Below are 15,874 nucleotides of genomic sequence, written 5' to 3'. Positions count from 1 at the left end.
TATGTCTCGTCCTGTCCAGGCGACTGTCGACTTACACGCACTTCGGCAGAACCTGCAGGTAGTCAGGCGTGCTGCACCACACTGCCGCGTCTGGTCAGTGGTGAAGGCTAACGCTTACGGCCATGGAATCGATCGTATCTGGCGCGCCCTGGAAGGCACCGACGGTTTTGCGCTGCTCAATCTGGAGGAGGCCATCCTCCTGCGCGAGCGCGGCTGGAAGGGACCGATTCTGATGCTGGAAGGCTTTTTCCACGCCGATGAGCTGCCGTTATTTGATAAATATCGCCTCACGACCAGCGTCCATAGCAACTGGCAGGTTAAGGCCTTGCAGGATGCCAGGCTGCACGCGCCGCTGGATGTTTACCTGAAAATGAACAGTGGGATGAACCGGCTTGGCTTTCAGCCAGAGCGTGTGCAAACGCTCTGGCGACAACTGCGGGATCTGGGCAATGTGGGCGATATCACCCTGATGGCCCACTTCGCAGAGGCGGAAAAAACGGACGGAATTGCCCCGGCGATGGCGCGTATTAACCAGGCGTCGGAAGGGCTTGATTGCCCCCGTTCGCTTTCCAACTCCGCCGCCACGCTTTGGCACCCGGAAGCCCATGGCGACTGGGTGCGACCCGGTATCGTACTCTATGGCGCGTCGCCGTCCGGCGAGTGGCAGGATGTGGCAGGCAGTGGCATCAAACCGGTTATGAGCCTGACAAGCCAGATTATTGCCGTGCAAACGTTGCGTGCGGGAGACTGTGTGGGGTACGGCAGCCGTTATCGTGCTACGCAGGAGCAGCGCATTGGCATTGTCGCCTGTGGTTATGCTGATGGTTATCCTCGCCTTGCGCGAACAGGTACTCCGGTGCTGGTAGACGGTATTCGGACCGGGACGGTGGGGGCCATATCGATGGATATGTTGACGGTTGACCTGACGCCGTGCCCGCAAGCGGGCATCGGTACGCCGGTCGAATTATGGGGTAACGAGATCAAAATCGATGAGGTGGCCGCTTCGGCAGGGACCGTGGGTTATGAATTGATGTGCGCGCTCGCCCCACGTGTCCCAGTTGTGACGGTGTAACTATGATGAGGCGGTCACTCCGCCTCATCATCCGCGACCCGGACCCCGACCTTACGTACCGTGTCCTCTTCTTTCTCTGCGACTGTCCAGATCATGCCGGCAAACTCAACCTGATCCCCCACTACCGGGGCCGCGCCCAGCAGTTGCTGGACAATCTCACCCAGTGTCTGCTGTTTATCCCGGTACTCCAGGCCATCTTCCAGACCATAAATCAGCGCCACATCGGCAAACTTCGCATCAGCTTCGAGAATAAAATCGCCGAAGAAACGCTGATCCAGCGAGACCGGGGGCGACTGACTAAACAGCTTACCCAACGCGGGCAGGTCGCGTTCACGACCAATCACGCACAGCACGTCGCCTTCGCGCAGTCGGGTGCTGCCGGTAGGATGCAGAAGTGAATTATCGCGAAACAGGGCGGCGATGCGCGTTTCCGATGGCATATGCAGGTCGCGCAGAGCGGCCCCCACACACCATTTATCGGCGCTCAACTGGTAGACAAACTGCTCCCACGGATTTTCCGGGTGAATATCCAGTCCGACGCGAGAAACCGGCCATCCCACGGGGGGGACGACGACTCTGGCTTTTTTGGCGGCCCAGGACAGCGATGTCCCCTGGAAGAGTAGCGAAATCAACACCACAAAGAAGGCGACATTAAAAAACAGCCTTGCATTGTCCAGACCGGCCATCATCGGGAAGACGGCAAGAATGATCGGCACCGCGCCACGCAATCCCACCCAACTGATGAAAATGCGCTCGCGCAGATTGAAACCGCGAAAGGGCAGCAGGCCGGCGAAAACCGACAGCGGACGAGCGAAAAAGATCATCCACGCCGAGAGCAGAAGCGCCGGAATGGCAATCGGCAGTAAATCAGACGGCGTGACCAGCAGCCCAAGGACGAGGAACATGCCGATTTGCGCCAGCCAGGCCAGGCCATCAAAGTTTTGCTGAATGGCGTAGCGATTACGTATCGGGCGATTACCCAGCACAAAACCGCACAGATAGACTGCCAGGATCCCGCTGCCTTCAATGGCGGTGGTCACCGAGAACACCAGGATGCCGCCGCTTAACGCCAGCAGAGGATAGAGTCCTGCGGGGAGGGCGATGCGATTGATCATCTGTTGCAGCAAATAGCCACCCGCGAGACCTAACACGATCCCCAGGCCAAACTGCTGAATAATGTGCACGACAAACATCCAGCTCAGGCCAGCATGATGTTGTTGAATCATCTCGATTAGCGTGATGGTCAAAAAGACCGCCATTGGATCGTTGCTGCCCGACTCAATTTCCAGCGTCGAACCAACACGTTCGTTCAACCCTTTTCCGCCAAGCAGCGAAAACACCGCGGCCGCATCCGTCGAGCCGACAATCGCACCGATCAGCAACCCTTCCATAATGTTAAGGTGGAACAACCATGCCGCCATCATCCCGGTCAGCCCGGAGGTGATAAGCACACCCACCGTCGCCAGAGAAAGGGCGGGCCACAGCGCCACGCGAAAGGAACTTGCCTGGGTACGCATTCCGCCATCAAGCAGAATCACCGCCAGCGCGAGGTTACTGACCATATAGGCGAACGGATAGTTATCGAACGGAATACCGCCAATACCGTCAATGCCTGCCAGCATGCCAATGGCCAGAAAGATAACAAGGATCGGGATACCGAGACGGGAAGAGAAAGAACTTAATAAAATACTGCAGGTTACAAGTACAGAACCCAGAATAAACAGACTAATTACCGCCGCTGCATCCAATGTCGTGCTTCTCCTCTTGCCCGAAAAACAGTGAAATCCTTGGCCGCTCAGAGCCAGGACGCGCTGAGCGGTAACAATTTAAAACCCAATTTATATTAACGGCAGAAATACAGATTTAATCAGTCGGTTAAATGTTTTTTTTATGCACCCAATACGGGATGACCGGAAAGGGTCAGCCGTGTACGTTTATCATGCTCTAATATGGCATGCGCACCCAGAGGTAGCGTGACGGTCTCTTGCTCGTGACCAAACGCCAGTCCTGTTATCACCGGGATCGAGAGCCTTTTTCGCAGGTACTCCACCATCGTATTAAGATTGTAGCCTGCATCGTATTCATTGGGGTCGGCGCTGGTGAAACTGCCCAGTACGAGCGCCTTCTGGCGCGCGAGAATGCCGCAATGCATCAACTGCAATAGCATACGTTCCACGCGGAAAGGATGTTCATTGATATCCTCAACCACCAGAATGCCCTCATCAATGGCCGGAAGCCATGGGGTGCCAATAAGCGAAACCAGCATCGCCAGATTTCCGCCCCAAAGTGTACCTTGCGTATGGCAGCGGGGGCCTTCGCCGTTCCACTCGACGACCAGTTCAGGCTGACGCAGCGCCTGCCAGAAATGGCGCTCGGTAAAATCATTGAGAGTGGGGGCGCCGAAATTGCCAGCCAGCATCGGGCCGCTAAAGGTGATAACGCCGCCACGGGCTAATAATCCCATCTGCACGGCCGTAAAGTCACTGTGTCCGCAGATAAGCAGCGGTTGGGATTGTTGGCGACGGACAAGACCCGGCCAGTCAATCATTTCCAGCAGGCGGCTTGCGCCATAACCGCCGCGAACGGGGAGAACGATAATATCCGCGCCTTCGAGCGCAACCAGGGCATTAAGGTCATTGAGACGCTCGCGGTCGTCACCTGCAAAGCGCTGATCGCGGCGGGTAATCACCTCACGGTTATCCACCTGATGTCCCTGTAACGCCAGTCGTTGAACCCCAAGCGCTGCGGCCTGCTGATTAATGCAGTAGCCGGAGGGCGCGATCAAATGAAACCTGGACATGGCAATTCCTTGCTGACATCTAATTGGAAACGGTTATCATGCCGCTAACCCTGTTCGTTGTCATCCGTAGTGATGCGTTCACCAAAGAAGGATTGCGTGTGAAATTGAGATGGTTTGCTTTTTTAATTGTATTGCTGGCCGGGTGTACCTCGAAACGCACGGATTACCGTAACCCGGACTGGAATCCGGAAGTCCCGGTAAAGCGGGCGATGCAGTGGATGCCAGTCAGTGAAAAAGCGGGGGCGGCGTGGGGCGTCAGTCCGCGTCTGATTACCGCGATGATTGCGGTTGAGTCAGGCGGTAACCCCAACCTTATCAGTAAATCAAATGCCGTGGGGCTGATGCAGTTGAAAGCGTCCACCTCCGGGCGCGAAGTGTATCGCTATATGGGCTGGAGCGGTGAGCCTTCGACCAGCGAGCTGAAAAACCCGGAGCGTAATATCTCCATGGGGGCCGCGTATTTGAGCATCATGGAGCACGGTGTACTGGCGGGAATCAAAGATCCTCAGGTGATGCAGTATGCTCTGGTGGTCTCGTATGTGAACGGCGCTGGCGCCCTGCTGCGGACATTCTCATCCGACAGGAAAAAGGCGATCGACAAGATTAACGACCTGAGTGCCGACGGCTTTTTTGAGCACGTGGTAGAAAACCACCCGGCACCCCAGGCGCCGCGTTATATCTGGAAGGTACAGAAAGCAATGAACGCCATGTAAATGGCAAAAGACCCGCCTGTTTAGCGGGTCTTTTTTTAGCGTACGCGACTGGCGCGTTCGCGGGCCTCGCGCTCAAGCGCAAAGATAATTCGCTGGAGTTCGCGCTCAACGCCGGGGCTGACGTTAAGAAAGCGAAAACTCAGACGCGGCGTAGTAATGGTTTCGTTTTTGCCATCTACCACTTTTCGCTCACCGATAGCGATAAGCTGAGCGTCAAAATAGAACTGCCCCCACGAGGCCATATCCAGTTCTATCTGGGAAAAGCGCATACCTGCCTGCAAACCTTCCGGTACGGTGCCATCCAGTAACGCACCCATACCGCCAAGTGAAAGGTCAAACAGGCGAAAACGCAGTTCCGTCTTTTTGTCCGGCATTTTTGCCTTGCAGAAATAAGCAGGGTGCAGCGGAGCGTTAATGCGAAAGTATTCGCGACGCTGAATAAAATAGAGACTTTCCGGCAGTTCGGAAATAAAAGCAGGCAAAGCCTGATAATCGCCGCTGTGCAGTGTGGGAAGGGTAAATTCAACTTTCGCGCCCTGGGTTTCGGCGGTGATGGTCACTTTTGTGGCGCGTTGCACTGCCGTGTTGTCAAACTCCTGACTACCAAAGTCCATGATCAGCTCATCGGGATTCACTTCGAGGATCTTACTGATGAATTGCCCGCTCGACCATGCAATGCACACGGGTACCTGGCTCTTTTGCAAATCGCGTAAGACGCCAAGTACGGCTAAGGGACTATTTTTCAGGAACTGCTCACTGTACTTACTCACGCCAAAAGGCTCCTTGATCACTGACAGACAGTCTTGATGCACTATCGGCAATTCCAGCGAATTCTTAATACAAATTTGTAAAAATTTTCTGAGGAATTGCAATTAAGTCTGTGAGATGAAAATGCTTTTCACGCTATCGCCTATACTTCACACAACGTGCGGGCATTATGCCCGATACGTACATATCAGGTTGTAGCAGGAGAAAAGAAAATGGGCATCATCGCGTGGATTGTTTTTGGTCTGATTGCAGGCGTTATCGCAAAATTAATCATGCCTGGCCGGGATGGCGGCGGATTCATTTTGACCTGTATCCTTGGGATAGTCGGGGCTGTGGTGGGTGGTTGGCTGGCGACCCGCTTTGGTTTTGGCGGCGATGTAACGGGTTTTAACCTTCATAGCTTCATGGTTGCGGTGGTGGGTGCGATCATTGTACTGGCAGTTTTCAGGCTGCTACGGCGGGGTTAATTGTATTCGTGAATGAATAAGGCCGGTGAGTTTGTACACCGGCCTTTTCTTTTATTGCGCTGCAGCTTTTTGCGGTTCTGTTGTCGTTTGCGTGACCGGCTCTTTGGCTGGCAGGCTGTCACAAGGCTGTTCTTTCGGACAGACCAGATCGAGCATTTTCAGCGTGACGCCGTTTGTCCAGCCGAAACCGTCCTGCAACGGATATTCGCCACCGCCGCCACCTGTTCCGGTACTGCTGACATCATATTTCTCCACCAGCTTCTTCTCGCGATCATAGGTATGTTGCACGTTCGAGAGGAAACGCCAGGTAACATCCATTGACAGCTTTTTCTGGTCGTAGTTTTGCAAACCGGCGACCGCCACCCATTGCAGGGGGGCCCAGCCATTCGGCGCATCCCATTGTTGGCCACTGTTGACGGTGGTCGTGGAAATTCCGCCGGGTTTCAACAACCGCGACTGTGTTGCCGTTGCGACCTTCGCTGCGCGATCTTTTGCCGCCGCATTGACATACAGCGGGAAGAGGGCGGCTGCCGTCAACTGATTACGAACCTTTTTGGTTTTCAGGTCGTAATCGGCATACCAGCCCTCTTTATCATTCCATAGATTCGCTTCTATGGCTTTCTGACGGGCTGAGGCCAGCGCTTCATACTGGCTCGCTTTGGCGTTGTCGCCAGACGCCTGGCTGGCGCGGGCAATCATTTTTTCCAGTTTGTACATCAGCGCATTCAGATCCACCGGTACGATGCTGGTGGTGCGAATCGTCCCCAGTTGTTCAGGGTTATCCATCCAGCGTGAGCTGAAATCCCAGCCCGATGCCGCCGCGGAACGCAGGTCTCGGTAGATCTCTGTCGCCGGGCGGTTCGGGTTATTCTTCGCGGTGGTGACATCATCCAGCCAGGATTCCGGACGCGGTGTGTCTTTATCATCCCAGTAGCGGTTGAGCACCGAACCGTCATCAAGCTTCGCGACCCGCTTGTTAGCCTGACCGTTTTGCAGCCCCTGCACGCCGTCCATCCAGTAGTTGTACTCTTTTTCCATTTGCGGCAGGTAGGTCTTGAGTACATCGTCGCCGTCATGGGATGCCAGTAATTCCACCATAAATGCAAAGAACGGAGGTTGTGAGCGGCTCAGATAGTAACTACGGTTGCCGTTGGGGATGTGGCCCCAGGTATCGATTTCGTAAGCAAAGTTAGCCACCATATCTTCGATTTTGTCCCAGTGTCCGCTCTCAGCAAGACCCAGCATGGTGAAATAACTGTCCCAGTAATAGACCTCGCGGAAGCGGCCGCCCGGTACCACATAAGGCTTTGGCAGGGGGAGCAGAGAATCCCACTTTCCGGCTTTATCCGTCGTGCGCGTCAGCACGGGCCACAGACCATCAATGTGTTCACGCAGGTTTTCCCCTTCCGGGGGAACATACTTTTCCCCTTCCTTTGGCAAATCAAAGTTGACGTTGACGAAGTGGCGGAGATCAAAGCTGGTCTGGTTTCGCTGCATACGGTAATCCGCCAGGATCATCAAGGGATCCCCCTTGGGCACGGCATCGGCGAAGGTTTTCTGATCGGGAAAAAGTTTGGCGCTTTGTACATCGCTAAACAACGGGCCGAGCAGGATATCCGGCGACTGAGGTGTGTTGGGCGCGTCTGCCGCCAGAGCAGACGGGATAAGTGAAAGCAGGGCGCCGCCCAGTGCGATGTGCATTGCAAGATACAAGGTGCGCTGACGGCGCAAATCTGGTCTTGTCATTAACTGTTCTCCTTAGCGGGTAAAAAGCGAGGCCGCAGTAGCCAACCTTGTGAAAACCTTAGTCGAATATCAGCCGAACGGCGTGCCCTGTGTGGCATTTTCCGCGCTTCCAGATAATTTACCTTGCCGCCTTTTCGTATAAGTTAAAGTTATGACTCAAAGCACCATTGCACACATTTTGATCATTTTTTTAACCCAAATTGGGTAGCAAACCGCTATTTCGGTAAATAAATAAGATTTCCGTCAAATAAAATAACGGTGATTGATCAGTTTTTCTTATTGAAAACAAAGTGTCATATTTGTTTTGTATCAAATAAGCTGAATTGATTCATTTACTGCCCATTCACACTCAGTTAGCAGTGCTAAATAGTGTTGCCTCGGAAATACTTTATTTAGCGAGAATAAAATATTTTCACTGTTGATTATTTCATTATGGTCAGACCAGGTGAGTAATATTCACTTTGTTCGGCCGTTTTATTTCAATTTATTGGTTTTTCGCTCCTTGACATTTCATACTCTGTGAATCATTCCCTTCACTAAATGTGGTTTTTGACCTACCAGGAATAAGGGGTAAATCAAATGAATATTACCTTTTCGGATTAATCCTATAACGAGTTTGCAATGACATGTATCTGAAGTGTCTTGATCGATAACATCATAAAATACAGTGGGTTGATCCGTTTTTGATGGGGCTTTAAGCTAATGCTGAGCGTAATTTTTATCATCGTGGTCCCAAAGTGAAATTATTTCTTGAGAATTATCTTATTTTGCATGATTCTTGAATATTCCTTTTTCATTCAGGCCGAGATGATATTGAATTGTATCGTCTCGTCTGTAAGATTTAGACACGATTATCATTGATGAAGTCATATTCTCGCTGCCTTGCTGGTGCAACGGCTCGTGCGGTAGCTATGCCTTTAATTAATTATTCGACTGTTTTACAGGCTTAGGGAGAGACTTATTTTGAAAGAATGAAAAAGTTCTTTCCTAAACGTTCCAGTTCCACACAGTAATATATTTGCAATGGAAATCACCGCTATGAAAATGCGAAATGTATTAGCTCTTCTGTTTGTTTTTGCGCTCTCCGCATGTAAAGCACCACCGCCGGCGACTCCCACAGACGATACGATTGTGACCAGCGAGGTGAATGGCACCACGCTTACCCACCGCTATGCGGTAAAACCGCCGAAAGAGTTTCAGCCCATCAAAGAGAACTACCGTGCTCTCTATCCTGCGTCGCTGATGAGCACGCCGGATTACGGCGGCAAAATGATCCGCCAGCTGCAAACCGGTAAAACCTATGTGGTACTCGGTCAGGTTGAGCACTTCTGGATGGCGCTCGCCGATGAAGGTCAGGAAGAGTTGATTGGTTATGTCCCGATGCGCGCAGTAGTGAAAAGCGAGCTGTACGACGAAACCGTACGTAAACAAACCCCGCGCCTGAGAGCCCGTCAAAAACAGACCTGTGTGTCGGTGGATGGCAGCAGTAAAGCGTGTAAAAACAGCAACTCAGGTACGTGGATTCTCAACTAACTCGCCATCATGAGCGATGGATATGAAAACTTACTTCGTGGTACGCCAGTTAATCCTGGCGTTTTTCCTTACGCTGACCACCCTGGTCAGCGGTTGTGGATCGACTTCACATAGCGTACCTGCCAGCTACACCCTCCAATTTCAGGCGCACCCGCAGGTCAACGCATCCGCGCCGCTCAAAGTCAGGGTTCTGCTGTTGAAATCCGACGCGACATTTATGTCCGCCGATTTCTGGTCGCTACAAAACAATGCGGGAAGCACCCTTGGCGCTAACCTGCTCAACAGCGATGAGTTTTTCTTACTGCCCGGTCAACTGACAAAAACGCTCACCGGCCAGGCTACCCCGGAAGCACGCTATATCGGTGTGATGGCGGAGTACCAGGCGCTGGATGGCAAAAAGTGGCGGATCTCCATTCCGCTTCCCGTGCAGGGTGAAAGTCGCTTTTACGAATTCTGGAAAGGGTCGTCTGACTCACTTGAAGCCAGCGTTTTTCTCGACGTGAACGGGATTCGCGTCGTTTCCAGATAGCGCCCAGTCTTAACAGGAAAACAGCATGAACAAAGCAGAAAAGGTCGTCTGGACCGAGGGTATGTTTCTGCGTCCTCATCATTTTCAACGTGCGGAAAGCCACCTGCATAGCCATATTCGTGAATGGGGGGCATTACAGCGGCCCTTTCTATGGGGCTTTCTGGACCTTGAACTGGATGACGCAATGTTACGTCAGGGCTGTATCGCGCTGAGCTATGCCAGTGGCCTGCTACCGGATGGCACGTTTTTTTCCTTTCACGATCCTCGCCATGCGCCCGCGCCATTAGCCATTGGGGATAACGTTACCAATGAACGCGTCGTGCTGGCCTTACCTGCCCGCAGGGGAGGGCGTGAAGAGGTTATTTTCAGCGAAGATAAAGAGTCACTGGCACGTTACATTGCCTGGGAAGCAGAAGTGGATGATGACAACGCCATTTCGGTCGGTCCGGCGGCCGTGCAATTTGGTCGTTTACGCCTGAAACTGATGCTGGAAAAAGATCTCACTGCCGAGTGGACGGCGATGGGTGTGGTTCAGATACTGGAAAAACGAAACGATAATCACATTCGTCATGATTCGGCCTATATTCCGCCGATGCTCAACGCCACGAACAGCGCGCCGCTGTACGCGATGATCAATGACCTCCAGAGTTTGTTATCCCAGCGCAGCCAGCAGTTTGCCCAGCGTCTACGCCAGCCTGGCCGCTTCAATACCACGGAAATGGTCGAATTCTCTCTTCTGGCGTTGATCAACCACCATGTAGGGCTGATTTCGCATCTGAAAACCTTGCCGTTGCTGCATCCGGAAGAACTCTGGCGCGAATGGCTGGCGTTTGCCACGGAATTAACGACCTGGACCTCTGCGCGCGCGCCGGAAGAGGTGTTGCCGGTTTATGACCACGACAACCTCGCTGGCTGCTTTAACCGTCTGGTGCTGATGTTACGTCAGGGGCTGTCGCTGGTGCTGGAAGAGCATGCCATTCAACTGCCGCTCACTGAACGCACCCACGGCCTCAATGTCGCGACGCTGCCGTCAACCAGTATGGCGCGCGAATTTGGTTTCGTTCTGGCGGTGAAAGCCAATGTGCCGGGCGAGATGCTGCAAACCCATTTCCCGGCGCAGATGAAAGTCGCACCGGTCACCAAAATCCGCGATCTGGTGCAACTCCAGCTCCCCGGTATGAAGCTGCGGGCAATGCCCGTCGCGCCGCCGCAAATTCCCTGGCATGCGGGCTACAACTACTTCGAACTGGAAAAAGGGGGCGAGCTCTGGAGCGAAATGGAGAAATCCGGCGCCTTTGCGCTGCATCTGGCAGGTGAATTTCCAGGACTGGACATGGAATTTTGGGCTGTCCGTAGCCCGAAAGATTAATAGCGAGCGCAAGATATGCAGGAACAACACGCTAACGGCCGTGATGCCGATGTTGCGGGCGCGGGGGGAAATAACCCTCTGGTGACCGCCGCCAACCCGCTGCTTAACGCGATACCGCAGATTCGCCACTCTGTTTCTCACGATGACCAGGCAGGCCTGCGCCAGCAACTGATTGATGAAATTCGTCGTTTTGAAGTGCGCTGCCAGCAATCGGGTCTTGCATATGAAGTGATTGTCGGGGCGCGTTATTGCCTGTGTACCGCACTGGATGAAGCGGCGGCGTTGACCCCCTGGGGGAGCCGTGGCGTCTGGTCCGGTAGCGGGCTACTGGTGACTTTTCACAATGAAACCTGGGGAGGCGAGAAATTTTTCCAATTGCTGGCGCGCCTGTCGCAAAACCCGCGTGAACATATCGTCCTGCTTGAGCTCATTAATTTTTGCCTGCTGCTGGGTTTCGAAGGTCGCTATCGGGTCATGGACAATGGCCGTACCCAGCTTGAAACCATCAAGCAGCGTCTGTGGCAAATGATTCGCGGCGTACGGGGAAATTATCCGCCGCCGTTATCGCCGCATCCGGAGGATCAACCGGTTCTGCGTAAACTCTGGCGTCCGATGATCCCACTGTGGGCCTGCGTGGCCCTGGCCGGGTTTCTTGCCTGCCTGTTTTACATCGTTCTTAACTGGCGACTTGGCGACAACACTAACCCGGTATTGGCAAAAATTTACCAGACCACCTTGCCCGAAGCGGCAATTGCCCAACCCGCGCCATCGCTGCCCCCGGTGCTTAACCTGCGTGGCTTCCTGAAACCGGAAATTGACGCCGGGCTTGTCGCGGTACGCGATGAAACGGATCGCAGCGTTGTCACGCTCAAAGGTGATGGGCTGTTTGCTTCGGGTTCAACGGTGGCACGTGAAAACTACGCTCCGGTGATTGACCGCGTAGCGCAGGCGATGAACAACGTCAGCGGCAAAATCCTGGTGGTGGGCTACAGCGATAACGTGCCTATTCGCAGTGCGCGCTTTGCTTCCAACTATGAATTGTCACTCGAACGTGCGCGCTCCGTACAGTCGCTGTTGCAAAAACACTTAAGCCAGCCGGATCGCGTCAAAGCGGAAGGGCGGGGTGAAATGAACCCCATCGCGCCGAATAACTCGGCGGAAAACCGCGCCCGCAACCGCCGCGTGGAGATAACGTTACTGGTTTCGCCGGGTAATACGGCAGCCGAACTGAACGGATTGCCACAAGGAAACTAAGGATGAATAGTCTGCTTTCAATTCTGACGAACCGCATATTGTGGGGTTTTCTTGGGATGACGGCGCTGGCGGCGGTGATCTGGATGATAGGTCCGCTGCTCTCTGTCGTTGATTCACGCCCGCTGGAGTCTGAACAAAACCGGGTAATCACCATCGCGGTGATGTATTTCATCTGGGTGCAAAGCCACATTATTCCGCGTCTTTACAACGCGTGGCTGAACCGCAAACTGATGGACAATCTGAAAAGCGACAATGCGCCGAAAGAGACGGCAGATCACAAACGGTTGAACAGCGAAGAGCAAATCCTGGCTGATCGTTTTGAAGAAGCGTCTCAGGTGCTGAAAAAAGCGCATTTCAACCAGCCGGGTCAGCGTGGCGGGCAGTGGACGCAGCGCTTTAGTACCCAATATCTGTATCAGTTACCCTGGTATGTGGTGATTGGCGCGCCAGGCGCCGGGAAAACCACCGCACTGGTGAATTCCGGGCTGCAATTTCCGCTGGCCGACAAATTTGGCAAAACGGCGCTGCGTGGCATTGGCGGTACGCGCAACTGCGACTGGTGGTTTACCAATGAAGCGGTGCTACTGGATACCGCCGGGCGTTACAGTACCCAGGAAAGCGAGCAGGCGCAGGATGCCAGCGAATGGCTGAAATTCCTTGGTCTTTTGCAAAAATACCGCCGCCGTCAGCCCATCAACGGGGTGATTGTGACGGTGAGTGTTGCCGATTTGCTCACTCAGTCGGCTGACGCCTCACGCGAACAGGCACTTAACTTGCGTAAACGCCTGACCGAACTGCATGAACAACTGGGCATCCGTTTTCCGGTCTATCTACTGGTCACCAAAGCGGATCTCCTGAAAGGTTTTCGCGCCTATTTCGCCGGGTTCGATAAAGCCCAGCGTGACCAGATCTGGGGTTTTACCTTCCCATGGCAGGAGGGTAAACAGGCCGATTTTGACCTGATGGGGCGTTTCACCCAGGAGTACGCGCTACTGCAACAGCGACTGGACGCGGCCTTACCGGATATTTTACTTCACGAAAGCGATCCGAAGGCGAGAGCTGAAAGCTACCTGTTCCCTCAGGAGTTTGCCGCGCTGCGACCGCTATTGGCCGACTATCTGCACACACTGTTTGCCCGCTCCAACTTTGAAACCGAGTTCTCGCCGCGCGGTATCTATCTGGCGAGCGGTACTCAGGAAGGGTTGCCGTTTGACCGGGTGATGGGAGAACTGGGCCGTTCGCTCTCGCTTCCCCGTGGTAACACTGGCGATAGCTGGGATAGCGTCAGCAAAGAGGAGCCGGTACCTGGCGGTAAAGGGCAAAGCTTCTTTATCAAGAATCTGTTGCAGAACGTCATTTTCCAGGAAGCCGGTATCGCCGGGCAGAATCGCTGGTGGGAAATGCGCAACCGGGCGGTGATGTGGGCCGGTTATGCCGCGCTGCTGGTTCTGCTGGTGGTGATTAGCGGCCTGTGGCTGACAAGCTACAGCAACAACAAAACGTATCTGCAGGAAGTCGAAGCCAAAGTGCCGGGCATCAGCCAGGAGATCAAAGCGCTACGCGAGCGCCCGCAAGGGGATGTGTTCGCTCTGCTACCGCTGCTGAACAGTCTCTCGGCACTGCCGCAAAGTGAGGACTTCGACGTTAACAGCCCGCCATTGACTCGCCGTATGGGCTTATACCGTGGCTATGACGTCTCCGACGCGTCGCAGGCGTTGTACCAAAAAGCGTTACAAGAGTTGCTGTTACCGGATGTAGCGACACGCATCACCACCTGGCTGCGTAACGATAACGGCAGCGATGTGGAATACAGCTATGAAGCGTTAAAAGCGTATCAGATGCTCTACCAGCCGAAACATTACGACGGTAAGTTCCTGCATCAGTGGGTCATGCTCAACCTGGAGCGTAACCTGCCGCAGAACATGACGCAGGCTCAGCTTCGTCGTCTGGAATGGCATTTGACCCAACTGCTGGAACCACAGATTCAGTCGTCGCCGTTTGCCAAAGACGAGGCGCTGATCGCAAGGGAACAGGCGTTAATTAACCAACAACCCCTTGCGGCACGCGTCTACGGACGGCTGAAACGCCTGCTTGCGGCGGATGAAAACCTTAAACCGGTTTCGCTGGCCTCACTGGCTGGCCCGCAAAGTGAACTGGTGTTTTCGCGCAAAAGCGGTAAATCGCTGAATGATGGCATCCCCGGTTTATATACCCCTGATGGTTACTGGCAGCATTTCGATAAGCAGATTGGCACCGTGACCAATGCGTTGCATACCGATGATGCCTGGGTACTCGGTTCTACCGTCAAACAGGAAGATCAACAGCAGACGGATAACGCAGTACGCCAGCTTTACGCGCGGGATTTTATCAACCAGTGGGATAGCTTCCTCGGCGACATTGCGCTCAACAACAGCGCCAACCTTTCACAGCGCATTAATGCTGCGCGGCTGCTCTCAGGCAACAGTTCGCCGCTACGTCAGTTGGTGGTCAATTTAAGCCAGATGCTGACGCTGACCCGTGATACGCCGGAAGAGGGCGAAAAAAAGCCGGATGAAGGCAGCAGCACCAGCCGCACGCTAAATGTGTTATTCGGCAATCGCGACAGTAATACCTCCGCACCTGCAGCCGCTTCGGTTCAGACGCCGGAACAGCGGGTAACGGAACACTACGCGCCGATTATCGAGCTGGCTCAGCCGCTGGAAAAAGGCGGCAAAACTATCGTGTTTGATGATTTTCTTAAACAGATTGATGAACTTTATCGCTACCTGACGGCGGTACAGGATGCGGCGAACAGCGGTATGCCGGCCCCCGGCGGTGAAGCCATCAGCCGCCTGCAGGCCAGCGCAGGGCGTCTGCCCGGCGGGCTGCAGTCAATGTTCAGTAATATGGCGGTGGGGGCCAGTAGCGATACGCAAAGTCGCGAGCTGGAAAATGTCCGCAAGCGTATCAGCGTGGAAGTGGGCGGTTTTTGCCGCCAGGCCATCGCCGGACGTTACCCGCTGGTGCGCAATGCCAGCAGTGAAGTGACGCCAGACGATCTGGCGCGCATGTTTGCCCCAGGCACCGGTCTGATGGACAGTTTCTTTCGCGACAATCTGACCAGCAAAGTGGATACCACCCAGTCACCCTGGCGCTTTATGCCGGGCATTGATGGTAAGACCTTACCGGGTAGCGAAGGATTACTGGCGCCGTTCCAACAGTCGCAATCTATTCGCGATGCTTTTTTCGCCGGGGGAAGCGCAACGCCCTCTTATCGTGTGACGGTACGTACCGTGAGCATGGACAACGCGATCTTGAACCTGACGCTGGATGTGGATGGGCAGATTCTCCGTTACAGCCACGGTCCGCAGGCGGTGCAACTGGTGAACTGGCCAGGGCCGGGCGGAACCAACCAGGTACGGATGCAGCTTGGGCTGACGAATGGCACGACCTCGACGCTGGTAACGAATGGCGCATGGGCGCTGAACCGCTTTGTTGACAAGGCGCGAGTGACGCCGGGCAGCAGTAGCCTGAGCCGCCAGGCAACGTATAACGTTGATGGACACCAGGTCACGCTTGAGTTCATCCCTGGCAGCATCCGCAACCCGTTTCAGCTTCCCCGTTTCGCATGCCCTTAACCGCAA

The 15,874-nt window shown here is 54.1% G+C and carries 12 protein-coding genes; 8 read left to right on the top strand and 4 right to left on the bottom strand.

Translation table 11 applies throughout. The features are described 5' to 3' along the window. The first annotated feature begins 1 nt into the window (after position 1). On the top strand, positions 2-1,072 hold the full coding sequence (gene dadX / locus L2097_RS09400) for a catabolic alanine racemase DadX (RefSeq protein ID WP_047370842.1): 1,071 nt from the start codon (positions 2-4) through the stop codon (positions 1,070-1,072). A 14-nt stretch (positions 1,073-1,086) separates the two neighbouring features. Here dadX and L2097_RS09395 read toward each other — a convergent pair whose 3' ends face one another. Together L2097_RS09395 and ldcA are read right to left on the bottom strand one after the other, a co-directional pair. Further along, a complete protein-coding gene (locus tag L2097_RS09395; RefSeq protein ID WP_047370841.1) occupies positions 1,087-2,820 on the bottom strand; it encodes a potassium/proton antiporter in 1,734 nt (577 codons plus the stop codon). A 140-nt stretch (positions 2,821-2,960) separates the two neighbouring features. Continuing rightward, positions 2,961-3,872 carry a muramoyltetrapeptide carboxypeptidase gene (ldcA, locus tag L2097_RS09390; RefSeq protein WP_085005991.1) on the bottom strand — a complete coding sequence of 304 codons (912 nt, stop codon included), beginning with the start codon at positions 3,870-3,872 and terminating at the stop codon, positions 2,961-2,963. Between the two features lie 98 nt (positions 3,873-3,970). Between ldcA and emtA the strand changes: the two genes are divergently transcribed. After that, positions 3,971-4,585, top strand: coding sequence for a membrane-bound lytic murein transglycosylase EmtA (gene emtA, locus L2097_RS09385; protein ID WP_047373320.1), 615 nt, complete (start codon positions 3,971-3,973; stop codon positions 4,583-4,585). Positions 4,586-4,620: 35 nt separating this feature from the next. Here emtA and ycgR read toward each other — a convergent pair whose 3' ends face one another. Further along, on the bottom strand, positions 4,621-5,355 hold the full coding sequence (gene ycgR / locus L2097_RS09380; RefSeq protein ID WP_250352696.1) for a flagellar brake protein YcgR: 735 nt from the start codon (positions 5,353-5,355) through the stop codon (positions 4,621-4,623). Positions 5,356-5,565: 210 nt separating this feature from the next. On the opposite strand from ycgR, the gene L2097_RS09375 reads away from it, so the two are divergent. Next, positions 5,566-5,820, top strand: a complete 255-nt coding sequence (locus tag L2097_RS09375; RefSeq protein WP_085005992.1) for a GlsB/YeaQ/YmgE family stress response membrane protein — start codon at positions 5,566-5,568, stop codon at positions 5,818-5,820. 51 nt (positions 5,821-5,871) lie between these two features. Here the strand turns inward: L2097_RS09375 and L2097_RS09370 are convergent, their stop codons facing one another. Beyond that, a complete protein-coding gene (locus L2097_RS09370; RefSeq protein WP_284453925.1) occupies positions 5,872-7,566 on the bottom strand; it encodes an alpha,alpha-trehalase in 1,695 nt (564 codons plus the stop codon). A 1,038-nt stretch (positions 7,567-8,604) separates the two neighbouring features. Here L2097_RS09370 and L2097_RS09365 point away from each other — a divergent pair. Genes L2097_RS09365 through tssM form a run of 5 tightly spaced genes read left to right on the top strand, consistent with a single transcriptional unit; the run spans position 8,605 to position 15,868 of the window. Next, a complete protein-coding gene (locus L2097_RS09365) occupies positions 8,605-9,099 on the top strand; it encodes a hypothetical protein (protein ID WP_047370836.1) in 495 nt (164 codons plus the stop codon). A gap of 22 nt (positions 9,100-9,121) precedes the next feature. Further along, on the top strand, positions 9,122-9,628 hold the full coding sequence (tssJ, locus tag L2097_RS09360; protein ID WP_047370835.1) for a type VI secretion system lipoprotein TssJ: 507 nt from the start codon (positions 9,122-9,124) through the stop codon (positions 9,626-9,628). A 25-nt stretch (positions 9,629-9,653) separates the two neighbouring features. Further along, positions 9,654-10,997, top strand: coding sequence for a type VI secretion system baseplate subunit TssK (gene tssK, locus L2097_RS09355; protein ID WP_047370834.1), 1,344 nt, complete (start codon positions 9,654-9,656; stop codon positions 10,995-10,997). A gap of 15 nt (positions 10,998-11,012) precedes the next feature. Then, positions 11,013-12,251: a DotU family type VI secretion system protein gene (locus L2097_RS09350; RefSeq protein WP_047370833.1), complete on the top strand. Its 1,239-nt coding sequence runs from the start codon at positions 11,013-11,015 to the stop codon at positions 12,249-12,251. A gap of 2 nt (positions 12,252-12,253) precedes the next feature. Further along, positions 12,254-15,868 carry a type VI secretion system membrane subunit TssM gene (gene tssM, locus L2097_RS09345; RefSeq protein ID WP_250352695.1) on the top strand — a complete coding sequence of 1,205 codons (3,615 nt, stop codon included), beginning with the start codon at positions 12,254-12,256 and terminating at the stop codon, positions 15,866-15,868. Positions 15,869-15,874 lie beyond the last annotated feature (6 nt).

Source organism: Citrobacter sp. MNAZ 1397 (assembly GCF_023613995.1).
Classification (GTDB): Bacteria; Pseudomonadota; Gammaproteobacteria; order Enterobacterales; family Enterobacteriaceae; genus Phytobacter; species Phytobacter ursingii.
The sequence above is the reverse complement of the archived record's forward strand: the minus strand, read 5'-3'. Positions and strand labels throughout refer to the sequence as shown.

Excerpts from the sequence above, each read along its gene's own strand:
- dadX (WP_047370842.1), top strand. The coding sequence starts at position 2 with ATGTCTCGTCCTGTCCAGGCGACTGTCGACTTACACGCACTTCGGCAG.
- ldcA (WP_085005991.1), bottom strand. The coding sequence starts at position 3,872 with ATGTCCAGGTTTCATTTGATCGCGCCCTCCGGCTACTGCATTAATCAG.
- L2097_RS09375 (WP_085005992.1), top strand. The coding sequence starts at position 5,566 with ATGGGCATCATCGCGTGGATTGTTTTTGGTCTGATTGCAGGCGTTATC.
- L2097_RS09370 (WP_284453925.1), bottom strand. The coding sequence starts at position 7,566 with ATGACAAGACCAGATTTGCGCCGTCAGCGCACCTTGTATCTTGCAATG.
- L2097_RS09365 (WP_047370836.1), top strand. The coding sequence starts at position 8,605 with ATGAAAATGCGAAATGTATTAGCTCTTCTGTTTGTTTTTGCGCTCTCC.
- tssJ (WP_047370835.1), top strand. The coding sequence starts at position 9,122 with ATGAAAACTTACTTCGTGGTACGCCAGTTAATCCTGGCGTTTTTCCTT.
- tssK (WP_047370834.1), top strand. The coding sequence starts at position 9,654 with ATGAACAAAGCAGAAAAGGTCGTCTGGACCGAGGGTATGTTTCTGCGT.
- L2097_RS09350 (WP_047370833.1), top strand. The coding sequence starts at position 11,013 with ATGCAGGAACAACACGCTAACGGCCGTGATGCCGATGTTGCGGGCGCG.
- tssM (WP_250352695.1), top strand. The coding sequence starts at position 12,254 with ATGAATAGTCTGCTTTCAATTCTGACGAACCGCATATTGTGGGGTTTT.